Origin of the sequence: Actinomadura macra NBRC 14102, assembly GCF_001552215.1 — a bacterium.
GTDB lineage: Bacteria > Actinomycetota > Actinomycetes > Streptosporangiales > Streptosporangiaceae > Spirillospora > Spirillospora macra.
On sequence record NZ_BCQT01000019.1, the window covers coordinates 18,690 to 32,779 of the forward strand.

16 protein-coding genes are annotated in these 14,090 nt (G+C 70.9%); 10 read left to right on the top strand and 6 right to left on the bottom strand.

Going from position 1 to position 14,090, the window contains the following annotated elements; all coding sequences use genetic code 11:
- Genes AMA02S_RS29730 through AMA02S_RS29745 form a run of 4 tightly spaced genes read left to right on the top strand, consistent with a single transcriptional unit; the run spans nt 1 to nt 1,872 of the window.
- A complete protein-coding gene (locus tag AMA02S_RS29730; protein WP_439951616.1) occupies nt 1-402 on the top strand; it encodes a gas vesicle protein in 402 nt (133 codons plus the stop codon).
- Nucleotides 399-1,229: a GvpL/GvpF family gas vesicle protein gene (locus AMA02S_RS29735; protein WP_067464691.1), complete on the top strand. Its 831-nt coding sequence runs from the start codon at nt 399-401 to the stop codon at nt 1,227-1,229. Before AMA02S_RS29730 ends, AMA02S_RS29735 begins: the two co-directional genes overlap by 4 nt.
- Complete coding sequence (locus tag AMA02S_RS29740; RefSeq protein ID WP_067464695.1) at nt 1,226-1,429, top strand: gas vesicle protein; 204 nt, start codon at nt 1,226-1,228, stop codon at nt 1,427-1,429. The genes AMA02S_RS29735 and AMA02S_RS29740 overlap by 4 nt, the downstream gene beginning before the upstream one ends.
- Nucleotides 1,426-1,872 carry a gas vesicle protein K gene (locus tag AMA02S_RS29745; RefSeq protein WP_084265732.1) on the top strand — a complete coding sequence of 149 codons (447 nt, stop codon included), beginning with the start codon at nt 1,426-1,428 and terminating at the stop codon, nt 1,870-1,872. Before AMA02S_RS29740 ends, AMA02S_RS29745 begins: the two co-directional genes overlap by 4 nt.
- A gap of 448 nt (nt 1,873-2,320) precedes the next feature.
- Here AMA02S_RS29745 and AMA02S_RS29750 read toward each other — a convergent pair whose 3' ends face one another.
- The 3 genes from AMA02S_RS29750 to AMA02S_RS29760 are packed head-to-tail and all read right to left on the bottom strand — an operon-like array spanning nt 2,321 to nt 5,165.
- Nucleotides 2,321-3,214 carry a sulfite exporter TauE/SafE family protein gene (locus AMA02S_RS29750; RefSeq protein WP_067464699.1) on the bottom strand — a complete coding sequence of 298 codons (894 nt, stop codon included), beginning with the start codon at nt 3,212-3,214 and terminating at the stop codon, nt 2,321-2,323.
- On the bottom strand, nt 3,211-3,789 hold the full coding sequence (locus tag AMA02S_RS29755) for a rhodanese-like domain-containing protein (protein WP_067464700.1): 579 nt from the start codon (nt 3,787-3,789) through the stop codon (nt 3,211-3,213). The genes AMA02S_RS29750 and AMA02S_RS29755 overlap by 4 nt, the downstream gene beginning before the upstream one ends.
- A gap of 17 nt (nt 3,790-3,806) precedes the next feature.
- Nucleotides 3,807-5,165, bottom strand: a complete 1,359-nt coding sequence (locus tag AMA02S_RS29760) for an MBL fold metallo-hydrolase (protein WP_067464701.1) — start codon at nt 5,163-5,165, stop codon at nt 3,807-3,809.
- A gap of 191 nt (nt 5,166-5,356) precedes the next feature.
- On the opposite strand from AMA02S_RS29760, the gene AMA02S_RS29765 reads away from it, so the two are divergent.
- The 3 genes from AMA02S_RS29765 (at nt 5,357) to AMA02S_RS29775 (ending at nt 7,450) form a co-directional block, all read left to right on the top strand.
- Nucleotides 5,357-5,626 carry a metal-sensitive transcriptional regulator gene (locus tag AMA02S_RS29765; protein WP_067464703.1) on the top strand — a complete coding sequence of 90 codons (270 nt, stop codon included), beginning with the start codon at nt 5,357-5,359 and terminating at the stop codon, nt 5,624-5,626.
- Between the two features lie 467 nt (nt 5,627-6,093).
- On the top strand, nt 6,094-7,041 hold the full coding sequence (locus AMA02S_RS29770) for an alpha/beta hydrolase (protein WP_067464705.1): 948 nt from the start codon (nt 6,094-6,096) through the stop codon (nt 7,039-7,041).
- 142 nt (nt 7,042-7,183) lie between these two features.
- On the top strand, nt 7,184-7,450 hold the full coding sequence (locus tag AMA02S_RS29775) for a hypothetical protein (protein WP_169806916.1): 267 nt from the start codon (nt 7,184-7,186) through the stop codon (nt 7,448-7,450).
- Between the two features lie 42 nt (nt 7,451-7,492).
- Here the strand turns inward: AMA02S_RS29775 and AMA02S_RS29780 are convergent, their stop codons facing one another.
- Both AMA02S_RS29780 and AMA02S_RS43040 read right to left on the bottom strand, forming a co-directional pair.
- Nucleotides 7,493-8,950 (bottom strand): benzaldehyde dehydrogenase, encoded by a 1,458-nt coding sequence (locus AMA02S_RS29780; RefSeq protein ID WP_067464709.1) that lies wholly within the window; start codon nt 8,948-8,950, stop codon nt 7,493-7,495.
- Nucleotides 8,951-9,139: 189 nt separating this feature from the next.
- On the bottom strand, nt 9,140-9,460 hold the full coding sequence (locus tag AMA02S_RS43040; RefSeq protein WP_218005173.1) for an acyl-CoA-like ligand-binding transcription factor: 321 nt from the start codon (nt 9,458-9,460) through the stop codon (nt 9,140-9,142).
- A gap of 47 nt (nt 9,461-9,507) precedes the next feature.
- Here AMA02S_RS43040 and AMA02S_RS29790 point away from each other — a divergent pair, with 47 nt between their 5' ends.
- Nucleotides 9,508-10,389, top strand: coding sequence for an SDR family NAD(P)-dependent oxidoreductase (locus AMA02S_RS29790; protein WP_067465560.1), 882 nt, complete (start codon nt 9,508-9,510; stop codon nt 10,387-10,389).
- 173 nt (nt 10,390-10,562) lie between these two features.
- Nucleotides 10,563-11,792, top strand: a complete 1,230-nt coding sequence (locus AMA02S_RS29795) for a PP2C family protein-serine/threonine phosphatase (RefSeq protein WP_067464712.1) — start codon at nt 10,563-10,565, stop codon at nt 11,790-11,792.
- A 53-nt stretch (nt 11,793-11,845) separates the two neighbouring features.
- On the opposite strand, the gene AMA02S_RS29800 is transcribed toward AMA02S_RS29795, so the two are convergent.
- Complete coding sequence (locus tag AMA02S_RS29800) at nt 11,846-12,880, bottom strand: zinc-dependent alcohol dehydrogenase family protein (protein WP_067464714.1); 1,035 nt, start codon at nt 12,878-12,880, stop codon at nt 11,846-11,848.
- A gap of 320 nt (nt 12,881-13,200) precedes the next feature.
- On the opposite strand from AMA02S_RS29800, the gene AMA02S_RS29805 reads away from it, so the two are divergent.
- Nucleotides 13,201-14,085 (top strand): helix-turn-helix transcriptional regulator, encoded by an 885-nt coding sequence (locus AMA02S_RS29805; protein ID WP_067464716.1) that lies wholly within the window; start codon nt 13,201-13,203, stop codon nt 14,083-14,085.
- Nucleotides 14,086-14,090 lie beyond the last annotated feature (5 nt).

Here is a 14,090-nt window from a genome sequence, read left to right on the forward strand (position 1 = left end):
TTGAGCGATATCTCCTGGACCGGCGGACGGCCGCCGGCGCGATCGATGTCCGGGCCGCCGGGCCAGCAGTCGGCGAACCTGGCCGACCTGCTGGAACGCATCCTCGACAAGGGCATCGTGATCGTCGGGGACGTCCGGGTGAACCTGCTGGACATCGAGCTGCTGACGATCAAGCTGCGGCTGCTGGTGGCCTCGGTCGACCGCGCCAAGGAGATGGGCATCGACTGGTGGGAACACGATCCGTCGCTGTCGTCGCGCGCCCGACACAAGAACGGCGAGGTCGACGGACGGGCGGAGAGCGACTCGGAGAGCGCGCTGCTGGAGGAGAACCGGCTGCTGCGCGAGCGGCTCGCCGCGCTCGAAGCCGGCCAGGCGACCTCACGAGAGGAGGACGGCTCATGACCGGCACCGCCGTCTACCTGTACGGGGTGGCCCGTGGGCTCGACCCGGCCGCGCTCGGCGGCACCTCGGGCGTGTCGGGCGCGGCCGTCCGCGGCGTCGTCGCGGGTGGGCTGACCGCGCTGGTCAGCACCGTCCGGCTGGACGACTACGGCGAGGCCGCCCTGCGCGCCAACCTGGAGAATCTGGCGTGGCTGGAGGAGACCGCCCGCGCCCACCACGACGTGGTGGACCGGGCGGCACACGCCGCGCCCACCGCGCCGGTGCGGATCGCGACCCTCTACCGCGACGACGCGCGGGTCGCGGAGATCCTCGCGACCCAGCGCGACCGTTTCGGTGAGGTGCTGGACGGCATCGCCGGGCGCTCGGAGTGGGGCGTCAAGGTGTACGCGAGCCCGGAGCCGCCCGCCGAGCCGGCCGGAACAGGCCCCGGTGGGGGGCTCGCGCCGAGAACCGAGCCCCCCACCGGCTCCCAGTTCCCTCCGCCCGGGTCCGGCACGGCGTACCTGCGGCGCCGTCAGGACGAGCACCGCCGCCGCGAGGACGCGGGGCGCCGGATGGCCGAGCGGGCCGCCGGCCTGCACGCCGAACTCGCGGAGCACGCCATCGCCTCACGGCACCATCCACCGCAGGACCCACGGCTGTCGGGACGGGAGGGCACACAGATCCTCAACGTCGCCTACCTGCTCGACGAAGAGCGGGAGGCGGCCTTCCTCGCGGCGACCCGCGCGGCCTCGGGCCACATCGAGGGCGTCGAGCTGGAGGTGACGGGGCCGTGGCCGCCGTACTCCTTCATCGACGCCGACGTGACGCCCGACACGGCACCGTGACGGCGGCCCTGGACACCGGCGGCGGCGCCCCGATGCAGCGCATCGCTCTGGTCGACCTGCTCGACCGGCTGCTGGCGGGCGGCGTCGTCATCGTGGGGGACCTGGTCATCTCGGTCGCCGACGTCGACCTCGTGCAGGTGTCGCTGCGCGCTCTGATCACCACGATCCGCGACGAGATCCTGCCCGAGGAGGAGTCATGAGCCGGACGCGTCGAGAGCCCGTCACAGGTGAGGTGTCGGTAAGCGACCCCCAGGAAGGGGACCGGTTCACCGACGATGTCCTGGCCGGCCGCGGCGACGGCGCGGCCCCCCATGGCCCGGTCCGGGCCGTGTCTGCCCGCGGGCCCGGACCGTCTTCTTCCTCGCGGGTGGCGCAGCGCCTGCGCACCGACCCCGAGACGGTGGAACGCGACCTGGTGAAGCTCGTCCTCACCCTGGTCGAGCTGATCCGCCAGTTGATGGAGCGGCAGGCACTGCGCCGCGCGGAGGGCGGCGACCTCACGGCCGAGCAGGTCGAACGGCTCGGCCTGGCACTGATGCGGCTGGACGAGGCGATGGTCAAACTCAAGGATCACTTCGGCCTCGACGACCACGACCTCAACCTCGATCTGGGCCCGCTCGGGACGCTGCTCCCCGAGCGCTGAGCGGTCGTCTCCGGATGCCGTCATCTGAGGAGCGCCTGGCTCACCGCCTTCCCGATCGCGACTCCGCAGTCCTGCCCAACACCGAAGCGCACGGACGCGGGTTTCCGGTTAATCGGGTAATGGCGGGTAAAGGGATGGGTAAGCACCCCCCTTTGAAGGAGGATGTCATGGGTGTTCCGGTGTGTGGGAAGTGCGGCCGCGTCCGGTGTATTTGTTCTCCAGGGCTTGTTCAGCCGTGGTCGCGTGTGGTGTCCCGTACCCTCACGCATTCGCGTTCTTGGTAAAGCGCTGAGCGCGTCGTGACCCAACGTCTCCCTCCACGACCTGGGCGGGTGACCCTCTCCCGAACGTGTCCCCACCCGCCATGCTGGCCGACTGCGGCTGGTCGGGGCGGTAGCGCATTCGGGGAGTTGCGTCATGGCACGATGGGCGCCCGGGCGCTCTTGGCCTAGGCCGGGCGACCCTGCTCAGGGCGAGGGCGGAGGGTGTGGCACAACAGCGATGCTCCGGTGAGCGAGGCTGCCAGCGTTACGGCGAAGATCCCCCAGCCCGGTGGTGTGCTCAGCAGCGCGTGACGCGGCCCGTCGGGGATCTGTTTGGTGAGCAGGAACAGCGCCATGGCCACGATGAACCAGCCGAAGATCTGCCGGAGCCGGTCGGGGTCGACGCGGCCGGTGAGCTGGGAGCCGGCGAGGCTTCCGGCCACGGCGGCTGCGGTGACCGCGAGGGTGAGGCGCCAGTCGAGGTGGACGTTCTGCAGGTGTCCGGCCAGGCCGGCGAATGAGTTCGCGGAGATGACCAGGAGCGAGGTGCCGATGGCGGCGGGCAGCGCCAGCCCGCCCAGAAGGACCAGCGCGGGCACGATCAGGAACCCGCCGCCCGCCCCGATCAGGCCGGTGACCAGCCCGACCGCGGCGCCGGTGAGCAGGGTCCGAACGATCGGGCGCGGGCGCGGGGCGTCATCGGGGGGCTGGTCGCAAGCGCGGGGGCCGCGGCACAGCATGCCGATCGCGGTGATCGCCATCATGACGGCGAATGCCGCCAGCAGAACTGCGGCGGGCAGGAACGCCGCGAGGCGTCCGCCCAGGTAGGCGCCCGCCATGCCGGCGGCGCCGAACAGCAGGCCGGTGCGCCAGCGCACGCCACCCGCGCGTGCGTGCGGGAGCACACTGATCGCGCTGGTCGCGCCGACGACGAACAGGGACATCGCGATCGCCGGTTCCGGGGCGGCACCCGCCAGATAGACCAGGATGGGGACGGTCAGGATCGACCCGCCGCCTCCCAGCAGGCCCAGCGTGACGCCGACGGCGACCGCCGCGGCGAGAGTCAGGACGAGGGTCATCCAGGGCCCCCGTCGCGGATGAGGCGCTCGATGACGTCGGTGCCGCACACCGGTCCCCGGTTGAAGGGCAGACGCTCCAGCAGCATCCCCATCGTGCAGGTGTTGGTCAGCGCGGCGATGGTCAGCCCGGCGCCGATCGCGGCGGCCAGCCAGCGCAGGACGGGCACGACGAGGCCGCCGAGGACCCCGGCCAGGACCAGGGCGCCCGCGACCAGTCGGACCTGGCGTTCCAGGTCCCAAGCGGCGCGGCCGCGGTTCACCGGGGCGCCCGACGCCTGCCAGGCGGTGATGCCGCCGTCCAGGACGTGCACGTTGGCCAGCCCGGCTTCGCTCAGGGCGCGTTCGGCGTGGGCCGCGCGGGCGCCGCCGCGGCAGACCAGCACGACCTCGCCGAGGTGGCGGCCGAGTTCGTCCCGGTGCTCGCGCAGCAGGTCGAGCGGGACGTTGTACGAGCCGGGGATGTGCACGGAGGCGAACTCGGCGGGTGTGCGCACGTCCAGCAGCCGCGGCGGATCGGGCAGCGCCAGCCGCTCACGGAGTGCCGTGGCGTCGAGCTGTGCAGGGGTGAAGGGCATCTGAGGTCTCCTTGGTGTCAGGCGGCCGCGATGATGGGGAGGCAGGTGAGGGAGTCGGCGCGATAGTCCTGGTCGATCGCCACGACGTGCCGTCCGGCGGCGGCCAGGATCGAGGCGGCGATGGACGCCCGGTAGCCGCTCTGGCAGTGCACCCAGACCTCTCCCGGCGGGACGTCGTCCAGGCGCCGGAGCAGGTCGTGCAGGGGAACGTGCACGGCGCCGTCGATCCGGGAGCTGGCCCACTCCTGGTCGCGGCGCACGTCCAGGACCACGACGGGGCGGTGGTGGCGGACGGACGCCAGGTCGGCGAACGTCGCCGTCGGCAGGGTCTTCGGCGCGCCGGTCGACCAGTCGTGCGGGCCGCCGGTGGAGGCAGCGGCGGGCCGGTCGATGCCGATGCGGACCAGTTCCCGCTGGGCGGTGGTGACGTCCTGGGCCGTCTCGCCCAGCAGGGTCACCGGGGTCCCCCAGGGGATGAGCCAGCCGAGGTAGGTGGCGAAGGCGCCGTCGAGCCCGAAGTTGAGGGCGCCGGCCGTGTGCCCGGCCGCGAAGGCCGTGCGGGTGCGCAGGTCCACCACCCATTCGCCGGCGTCGATCCGGTCGCGGATCTCCGCGGCGCCGGCGCGGCGCGGCTCGGACAGGTCCGGGGCGTCCGGGCCGGCGGTGTTGGCCGGGCCCATGTGGGCGTAGTACGCCGGGTAGGCGTCGAGCCCGGCCAGCAGCGTCTCGACGTACTCGTGCTCCTGCAGGGTCAGTACCGGGTTCGCGCTCTTCTCCTCGCCGAGGGTGGACGCGGTGGCCTGCGACTGCGTGGCGGAGCAGAAGCTGCCGAACCCGTGCGTGGGGAAGATCTCCGCCTCCTCGGGAAGCTCGCGCGCCAGCCGGTGCGCCGAGGCGTACTGGGCGCGCGCGAGCGCGTCGGTGTGGTCCGGGCCGAGCAGGTCGGGCCTGCCGGTCGACCCGTACAGCAGGGACCCACCGGTGAACACGGCGGGAGCACGGCCCGGCGCCTCCAGCACATACGACAGGTGGGTGAAGGTGTGGCCGGGCGTGGCGATCGCCCGGAGGCGCATCTCCTCGCCGATCTCGATGACGTCACCATCGTCCACCCGGTGGTGGTCGAACGCGACCGGGTCCGCGGCGTTGACGTGGTAGGTGGCCCCGGTCGCCCGTGCGAGCGCGAGCCCGCCGGTCACGTAGTCGTTGTGGATGTGGGTCTCGAACACGTCGGTGACGGTGACGCCTCGCGCGGCCGCCAGGTCCAGGACCCGGTCGATGTCGCGCTGCGGATCCACCACGAACGCCACCCGAGCGTCGGTGACCAGGTACCCGCGGTCGCCCAGGGTGGGCGTGTCAATGGAAACGATCTCGATCAACGTGCCCCTCCTCGTGTACAGATACCCCGGGGGGTATCTCCCTATCATCAGGTTAGCTCGCGATCGGCACGATCGGCAAATACCCTAGGGGGTATCCAATGTGGCCGCGGGTCCGCAGGCCGGGAGGCCTTGACCGGGTGCCGCAGACGGCCGGGCGAGATACCCTAGGGGGTAATCGGGGAGGAGGTCCCATGGAGCTGGAGCGAGATTCACTGGCCGACGTCATCCTGCGACTCAAGCGCGCGCAGGGCCAGCTCGGCGGCGTGATCCAGATGATCGAGAACGAGCGCGACTGCAAGGACGTGATCAACCAGCTCGCTGCGGTGTCCCGGGCCCTGAATCGAGCCGGATTCAAGATTATCGCCACCGGTCTGGAGCAGTGCGTCATCCAGGGCGACGACCCGGCCCAGGCCGCCGTCGACCGAGCCCAACTGGAGAAGCTCTTCCTCACCTTGGCCTGACCACTCGACATCACCCGAGCCCTAGTGCCGCACCCGCGCCGGTGCGTAGGCGATCCCGGGCCGCGCACACCTCAGACATCTCCGCCGAGACTTCCTAGGTCCTCACCATCGATGCCAGCCCGTGACGCCGGCCGTCACGAGTCGTGGCGTCCGCCGGTGGCCGCGGAACGCACGCCACGGTGTGATGATCCACTCACGTGGAGGCATTCGTGGTGCCGCGCCCGTAGCGGCGCGGCGTTCCGGCGGGTATGGGGCCCGGCGGAGGGTCAGGCGTCAGCGCGCACTGGGCGGTCCAGGGCCGGACGGCGCGCACGCGGCCGGATGTAGGCGGCGTGGGCGGTCCCCAGGACCGCGTTCGCTACAGATCCGAACACCAGGTGAGGGTATCGGCACCTCGCCGTGACCTCCACCGGGTTTTCCGGGCGCCGTAGGCTGAGGAACGTCCACCCGGCCGTCACGGGGGTGCCATGGGCCGCGATCCCGAGTACCTCGCCTACATGCGCCGCCGTCTGGCCGCCGGCTCCGCGGCGACCATGGCACCGGGGCGGGACCACACGATCGAGGACGCGCGCCGCGAGCACGCCGCCGACCTCGCACGCAGCCCCCGCCCGCCCGTCGGCGTGGTCGAAGATCTGACCGTGGACGGCCCGTCCGGGCCCCTGCCCGCCCGCCTGTACCGTCCCGCCGGCGACGGGCCGGTCCCCGGGCTGGTGTACTTCCACGGCGGCGGTTGGGCACTGGGCGATGTGGACAGCTACGACCCCGTGGTGCGGGCGCTCGCGTTGGCGAGCGGCGTCGGCTGGTTGTCGATCGGCTACCGCAGGCCGCCCGAGCATCGTTTCCCGGCGGCACTGGACGACGCCGTCGCCGCCGTCCGCTGGGCCGCGTCCCACACCGCCAGGCTCGGGCTCGACCCTGCCCGCCTCGGTGTGGCGGGCGACAGCGCGGGCGCGCAGCTCGCCGCGACCGCCGCGTCCCTCCTGCGGGCAGCGGGACCGGCCCGGCCGAGCCTGCAGGTGCTGCTCTATCCGGCGCTCGATTTGCGGGAGGAGCCGCCCGACCTGCCCGACCCCGACGGGCTGGTCCTTCCCCCGCCCGAGGTAAGGAGCGTCCTGGAGGTCTACCTGCGCGGCGTCGACCGCGCCCGCCCGGACGTGTCGCCGCTGCTGGACCCTGATCCCGGCGGCCTCCCCCCGGCGTTGATCGCGACGGCGGAATACGATCGGCTGCGCCCGCAGGCCGAGGAGCACGCGGCGCGGCTGCGGACGGCGGGAGTACCGGTCACCTTGATCACCGGAACGGGTCTGGACCACGGCTTCCTCGGGTGGGGGTCGTTCGCCAGCCGTCCCGCCGAGGCCGTCGCCGAGATCGGTGCCGCAGTCCATGCCGCCCTGACCCGCCGATCCGGGCCCTGAACCTCCCGACACGGCATCCGGGCAGGTCAGAGGGGGCAAAGCCGTTTAAAGACGCTGTCAAGGGCTATGACGGTAGGCGTACCGGAGACCGGGACCTCGCCGAGATCACCGCGGCGTGGGACCAGCGGTGAGGAGGGCCGTCTTGCGCAGAGTGCATGAGATGCGGATGGTCAGAACCGAGGAGTCCGGCTACGAGGAATGGGCGTGCCCGACCTGTGGCCGCAAGCTGATGCTGAGGTGGCCTCCCCACTACGAGAAGCTCGTGATCGAACCGGGCGACGAACTGGTCGGCCACGTCGGTGCGCTGGAGATGACCGCCAGTCCCGCGAGCGAGACGGGCGAGCACGAGCGGCGGTGGCTGCGCGAGACGGGCAAGGCCCGCCACTTGGGCCATCCCGAAATGATCTGAGAGGCCGGGTCGTCCGACCCGGCCTCGCGTCGTGACGCCCGGTCAGAAGGGATGCGGCGCGATCTCGGGGCGCATCGTCACCCACTGCGTCTCGGTGAACGCCTCGATGTTGGCGTCCGGCCCGCCGAACCGCGATCCGTTGCCGGAGGCGGCCAGGCCGCCGAACGGGACGACGGGCTCGTCGTTCACGGTCTGGTCGTTGATGTGGACCAGCCCGGTCGGAACGGAGTCAGCGATCTTCATGGCCTGGCCGACGTCGCCGAGGATGCCCAGCGACAGGCCGTACTCGCTGTCGGCCGCCAGTGCGACGGCGTCGTCGACCGTCGCGAAGGGCACCACCGGCGCGACCGGACCGAACACCTCCTGCGCGTACGCGGGCATCTCCGGGCTGACCTCCGCGAGCACCGTCGGACGGTAGAACAGGCCCTCGTGGGTCCCGCCCGCCGCCAGCCGCGCGCCCGCCTCGACCGTGCCGCGGACCAACTCGTCCACATGTGCGAGCTGACGTTCGTCGATGATCGGACCCAGCGCGACCGGTCCTGCCGCCGGGTCGCCGACCGGCAACTTGTCGGCCTTGTCGGCCAGCGCGGCGACGTACTCCTCGTGCAGGCTCTCGTGGACGAGGTGCCGGCCCGTCGTCATGCAGATCTGGCCCTGGTGCAGGAACGAACCCCACGCGCCCGCCGACACCGCCTTGGACACGTCCGCGCCAGGCAGCACGATCAGCGCGTTGTTGCCGCCCAACTCCAGGTGCACACGCTTGAGCAGCCGCCCGCACACTTCGCCGATCTTGCGTCCGGCCGCGGTGGAGCCGGTGAAGGACACCACCCGCACCTCCGGCGCGGCGACGACGGCCTCGCCGGCCTCGCGGCCGCCCGGCAGCAGGTGCAGCAGCCCCTCGGGGAGCCCCGCCTCCTGGAACACACGCGCGAGCACCACCCCGCCGCAGACCGCGGTGCGAGGATCGGGCTTGAGCAGCACCGCGTTGCCCAGCGCCAGCGCCGGCGCCACCGAGCGCATCGACAGGATCAGCGGGAAGTTGAACGGCGAGATGACGCTCACCACCCCGGCGGGACGGCGCCGCGCCAGGCTCCAGCGCGGCTGCGCCGACGGCAGGACCAGGCCCTGCGGATGCGAGGCCAGCGCCGCCGACTCGTAACACAGGTTCGCGGCGAAATGCGTCTCCAGATCGGCCTTCGGCGGAATCGAGCCCGCCTCGCGGACGATCCAGTCCCGGATCTCCTCGGCATGATCCTCGAACAGCCGGCCCGCGCGCCGCAGGATCGCCGCACGCTCCTCGTAGGGACGGGCCGCCCAGGCCCGCTGCGCCGCCGCGGCCGCCGACGCCGCGCCGGCGACGTCCGCGCCGTCGGCCTGGCCCAGGGTGCCGAGCGTGCCGCCGGTCGCGGGCTCGACGACGTCGTAGACGCCACCCCGCCCGGCGACCCAGCCGCCGTCAAAGATCTTGCCGGTCCACAGGCCGGGATCGAGCAGCGTCATCGTTCCTCCTCAGGTGGGGCGCGCGAAGATCCGCAGGGTGCACAGATCCCCTCCCCAAGCCTCACCATGCCGCGGGCGTGGGGGAACATCAGCTTTCCATTCAATGGAATGTGGAGAGAACACGGTGACGCGCCCCCGCCTGTGAATGGTCACCCAGCCGAACGGCTGTCGCGGGGTGACGGAGTGGGTTCAAAGGTCGGGCCAGCCGCGTTGGAGGTGGGTGAACGCGGCGGTGAGCGCGGCTGGTGGGTCCGGCTCGGTGCCTGCGAGATCGGGGATTTCAAGGACGTAGCGCGCGAGTATGCGCAGGGAGACGTCGCCTGCGTCGCGGCCGGTCTGCTCGGCGATGGCGTGAGCGAGCGCGGCCTCGCAACTGGTCCACAGAGACCTGGCGTAGGCCCGCAGAGTCGGCGTGGAGATCACGAGTTCGGCGACGCGGCTGGACTCGGGATCGGGCGCGGGGTCGAAGGGGCCCCGCGTGGCGAGGAACCCGTGCAGAGCCTGCAGGATCGAGACTCCCTCCGCGCGTTGCCGGGCGCGCCGAGGGCAAGACCTTCCTGGTCACCGGCGGTAACGCGGGCATCGGATACTTCGTTGCCGAGCAACTGGCCGGCGCCGGGGCCACCGTCATCCTCGGCAGCCGCGATACCACCAAGGCCGAAGCCGCGATGACCACGATCCGCTCCCGCGTCCCCGGCGCGGACCTGCGCAACCTCCGACTGGACCTCGCCGACCTCTCCTCGCTGAAGTCATCGGTGGACGCGCTGGAGGACGACCGTCTCGACGCGGTCGTGTGCAACGCCGGCGTTCTGCTCGACCAGCGACGGCGGCGTCTGACCTCAGAGGGCCACGAGCTGATGTTCGGCACCAACCACCTCGGGCACTTCGTGCTGATCCGGTGGCTGATGCCCCTGCTCACGGCCACGCCGGCATCTCTGGTCGTCACCACCGGAAGCTTCGTGGGGAAATCCACGCGGCTGGATTTGAACGACCTCCAGAGCAGCCGGGACTACCAGCCAAAGCGCGCCTACGCCCGGTCGAAGCTGGCGCAGATGCTGTTCGGTTTCGAGCTCGACCGCCGCCTGCGTGCAGCCGGCAGCACGACGCTGAGCGTGGTGAACCACCCCGGCGGCGCGCTGGACTCCCTCACCCCGTCCCGGCCGCCGGTGCACGCCCGAAGCATCGGACAGCGGCTGCGCAGCCTGCCTGCCGGTCTCGTCCTGCAGGGCAAGGAAGCCGCGGCGTGGCCCGCCGTCCGAGCGGTACTCGACCCGTCCGTTCACGGCGGCCAGATGTGGGCCCCCCGCATGCTCGGGTTCCACGGCAAGCCCAGGCTCGAATCTCTCCGAGGCCAACTGGCCGACAGCACCCTCTCCGCCCGCATATGGGATGCAAGCGTCGACCTCACCGGCGTCGACCCAGGATCCGCTCTCGGGTGAGAGCGACGATCATCGCGGCAGCGGGCCTTCCGGACCAGCGTGGTGCAAGCGATCGCAACGAACGCGCCCTCACGCCCCGATGGGGGTGTTCCGCAACCCGGTTCGAGTGAGGCATTCCCGGCTACGTGGAGTCATCGATGCGTCGCGGGGCATAGTCGGCTGAGGGGGAGCTGATGGGGTGGCCAGAGAACGCGGTAGACCGGCATGAGGGGTTCGGTGAGCGGTTGCTCGGACAACTGCTCGACCGGGCGCACGAGATGCCGCCGCAGCTCATCGCTCCATTGGTCGCCGAGGAGGTGCGCGCGATCGGCGGCCGGGACGTCTCGATCCTGTTGCAGGACTATGCCCAGGTGTCACTCGTGCCGCTGCCGGGCAGGGGCCTTACTGGCGGTGAACCACTGCCCCTGGAGGGTTCCCCCGCAGGGCGTGCGTTTCTGTCGGAGACCGTGGTCGAACACCCGCAGACCGACGGCATACGCATGTTCCTGCCGCTGCTGGACGGCAGTGACGAGATCGGCGTGATGGCCCTGACCTTGCGCAAGGTCAATGACGACGACCGCAGGTTGCTGCGGCGGCTCGCGGGCCTGGTCGCCGACATGCTGGTGACCAAGAACAGCTACACCGACCAGTTCTTTCTGACACGACGGCGTGAGCCGATGAGCGTATCCGCGGAGATCCAATGGTCGCTGCTGCCCCCGCTCACCATGACGACGCCGCAGGTCGCCGTCGCCGGAATCCTGGAACCCGCCTATGACGTCGCAGGCGACAGCCTCGACTACGCCCTCAACGACGACATCCTGCACTTCGCCATGATCGACGCGATGGGCCACGGCCTGAACGCCGCCGTACTGGCCACCGTTGCCGTGGGCGCCTATCGGCACGCCAGGCGCTATGAAGCCGGCCTCGCCGAGCTGTACTCGTTCATGGACACCGCCATCGACGCGCAGTTCGGTCCCGATCAGTTCGTCACCGCGCAGATGATGCGCCTGAACATCGGGAGGGGGCACCTGGAATGGGTCAACGCCGGTCACCCGGCGCCGATGCTGATCCGTGACCACCGTGTCATCGGCACGCTGGAGGGTCCCGGCACGCTGCCGGTCGGATTCGGTGGCTCGACACCTCAGGTCAACAGTGAACAACTCCGCCCCGGCGACCGGGTCCTGGCCTACACCGACGGGCTCGTCGAAGAGCACACCGCCGGCGGGGAACAGTTCGGTGAGGAGCGCTTGATCGCCACCATTGAACGCGTCGGGCCCGCCAGCGTGACCGTGCAGCAGATGGTGCGGGACCTTTCCCACACGCTCAAGCGGGAAAGAGGCGGCATCACCAGCGACGACGCCAGCCTCTTCCTCATCGAGTGGCGCGGGGGCAGCGCCGATCACCTCACCAGACCACTTCTGTGACCTGTCGCGGCGTTTCGTTGTCCAACGTGGTTCCCTGACCTCGCGGTATGGCGTCATGCGACGGTTACGACGACCTTGCCGAAGGCCCCGCGGTCAAGATGATCAAGGGCGGACGGCAGGTCGGCGAGTGGGTATCGGGAGGCGATGACCGGACTGATGCCGATCCGGTCGACGGCGCGGACGAGGTTCTCAAGGGCGCGGCGGTGGCCGACCTGGATGCCGTCGATGGTCAGCTTCTTGCGGGCCAGGTGCGCGATGCCGCCGGAGATCTCATAGCCGTTGAGGATGCCGATCAGTGAGATGCGGCCGCCGACCGCGGCGGCCTCGATCGAACGCGCCAGATGGTGACCGCCGATGGTTTCGAGGATGTGGTCGGCGCCCTGATCATCGGTGAGGGAGTAGACGGCTTCGACCCAATCGCTCGTGGTTCTGTTGATCCCGTGGGCAGCGCCCAGGGCCTTGGCGTCTGCGAGCTTGGCGTCGTCGCCTGAGATCACGATCACCTCGGCGCCGTGCGCGGCCGCGATCTGCAGGCCGAACAGAGCGACTCCGCCCGTGCCCTGCACCACCACGGTCTGACCCGCGCGCAGGTGTCCGTTTTCGATGAGGGCGTTCCAGGCGGTCAGCCCGGCCATCGGGAGCGTGCTCGCCTCGGCGTCGTTGAGGCCGTCGGGAGCGCGCACCGCCCAGTTCTGGTTCAGAAGCGCATACTCGGCCAGAACGCCGGGGTAGTGCCCGCTGCCGAGCGCTTCGGGTCCGCCAAGGCGTGCGTTGCCGGGGCCAGGGCCGTCGATCCAGTCCGGAAGGCATGTGGAGATCACTCGATCGCCCGGCGTGAACCGATCGACACCCGCGCCGATGGCGGCGACCACTCCGGCCATGTCCGAGCCTGGTACGAAGGGCTCGGGCTCGGGGAAGATCATGGTGAGCCCGTCGTCGATCGCCAGGTGGTCGCGGAAGTTCAGCGCGACTGCGGCGACCCTCACCAGGATCTGTCCCGGCGCCGGTGTGGGGATCGGACCTTCGGCGAGTTCGAGGTTGTCGCGGCCGGCCGCGCTCATCGTCCAGTACTTCATGACGTCAGTCATCTGCGAGCGAGTTTCGCGACCACGAGTCAGCCGGTGAAAGCGCTCGCGCGGAAATGGCGACCTGCATTTCGATCTCCTGTGTCGACTAGGCGATGTCCCATGTCACATCACGCACCAGGACCTCGGGGCCTGCCCGACCGGGAACGGTGGGGCAGCCGTCCGGGGCCCACCGCATTGCGCGATTCGATGCGTGGAGCCGCATGCGGTACTTACTGTCGCCACACCGGGGGCCGGCGGCCACACCCTGGCGTGGGTACTCAGCTGTTGCCTGGCACCGGGAGGGCCAGGCACACAACCGGCAGCGAAGGCACAATGGACGCATGCGCGAAGGCACAACGCTCGGCGACTTCCTGCGCACCCGCCGCGGCAGGCTGACGCCCGGGGACGTGGGCATCACCTCCTACGGCGCTCGCCGGGTCCCCGGGCTGCGCCGCGAAGAACTCGCCCAGCTCGCCGGGGTGAGCGTGACCTACTACACCCGGCTGGAGCAGGGGCAAAGTCACCAGGCGTCACCATCGGTGATCGAGGCCCTGGCCGACGCACTCCGGCTGAGCGATGCCGAACGCGCCTACCTGCACACCCTGGTCCGGCCCGCCCCGGCCAGGCCTCGTCGTCCGGCCAAACCGGCGACCGCGCGTCCGGGTACGCGCCGGCTTCTCGACGCCTTGAGCGACGTACCGGCCATCGTCATCGGCACCCGCACCGAGGTGTTGGCCTGGAACACGCTCGGCCACCAACTGCTCGCCGGGCACCTCGACCCCGACGCCCCCGACCGCCCCGCGGATCGCCCGAACCTGACCGGGATGCTGTTCCTGGATCCGCACCACCGTGACCTCTACCCCCGATGGGAGACCGCGGCCGCCTGCGCCGTGGCCTCCCTCAGAATCACGGCGGGCCGCGACAACAACGACCGTGAGCTGGCCGAACTGATCGGCGATCTGTCCCTGAACAGCGAGGAGTTCTCCGCCTTGTGGTCCAGGCACCCGGTCGCCAACCACGCTTACGGCACGCGGCACCTACGACACCCCGAGGTCGGAGAACTCATCCTCGAACTCGAAACCCTGACCCTGGCCGACGGCTCAGGCCACCGCATCCTCATGTACAGCGCCCCGGTCGGCGACCCCTCCCACGCCGCACTGCAACTCCTGCGCATGAGGCCGACGGCCACCGAACATGACAGCGCATCACCAACAAGCACGCACTAGATCAC

What these genes read in the sequence shown, in the direction of transcription:
- AMA02S_RS29735 (WP_067464691.1), top strand. Translation starts at nt 399, where the DNA reads ATGACCGGCACCGCCGTCTACCTGTACGGGGTGGCCCGTGGGCTCGAC.
- AMA02S_RS29745 (WP_084265732.1), top strand. Translation starts at nt 1,426, where the DNA reads ATGAGCCGGACGCGTCGAGAGCCCGTCACAGGTGAGGTGTCGGTAAGC.
- AMA02S_RS29750 (WP_067464699.1), bottom strand. Translation starts at nt 3,214, where the DNA reads ATGACCCTCGTCCTGACTCTCGCCGCGGCGGTCGCCGTCGGCGTCACG.
- AMA02S_RS29755 (WP_067464700.1), bottom strand. Translation starts at nt 3,789, where the DNA reads ATGCCCTTCACCCCTGCACAGCTCGACGCCACGGCACTCCGTGAGCGG.
- AMA02S_RS29765 (WP_067464703.1), top strand. Translation starts at nt 5,357, where the DNA reads ATGGAGCTGGAGCGAGATTCACTGGCCGACGTCATCCTGCGACTCAAG.
- AMA02S_RS29770 (WP_067464705.1), top strand. Translation starts at nt 6,094, where the DNA reads ATGGGCCGCGATCCCGAGTACCTCGCCTACATGCGCCGCCGTCTGGCC.
- AMA02S_RS29780 (WP_067464709.1), bottom strand. Translation starts at nt 8,950, where the DNA reads ATGACGCTGCTCGATCCCGGCCTGTGGACCGGCAAGATCTTTGACGGC.
- AMA02S_RS29795 (WP_067464712.1), top strand. Translation starts at nt 10,563, where the DNA reads ATGGGGTGGCCAGAGAACGCGGTAGACCGGCATGAGGGGTTCGGTGAG.
- AMA02S_RS29800 (WP_067464714.1), bottom strand. Translation starts at nt 12,880, where the DNA reads ATGACTGACGTCATGAAGTACTGGACGATGAGCGCGGCCGGCCGCGAC.
- AMA02S_RS29805 (WP_067464716.1), top strand. Translation starts at nt 13,201, where the DNA reads ATGCGCGAAGGCACAACGCTCGGCGACTTCCTGCGCACCCGCCGCGGC.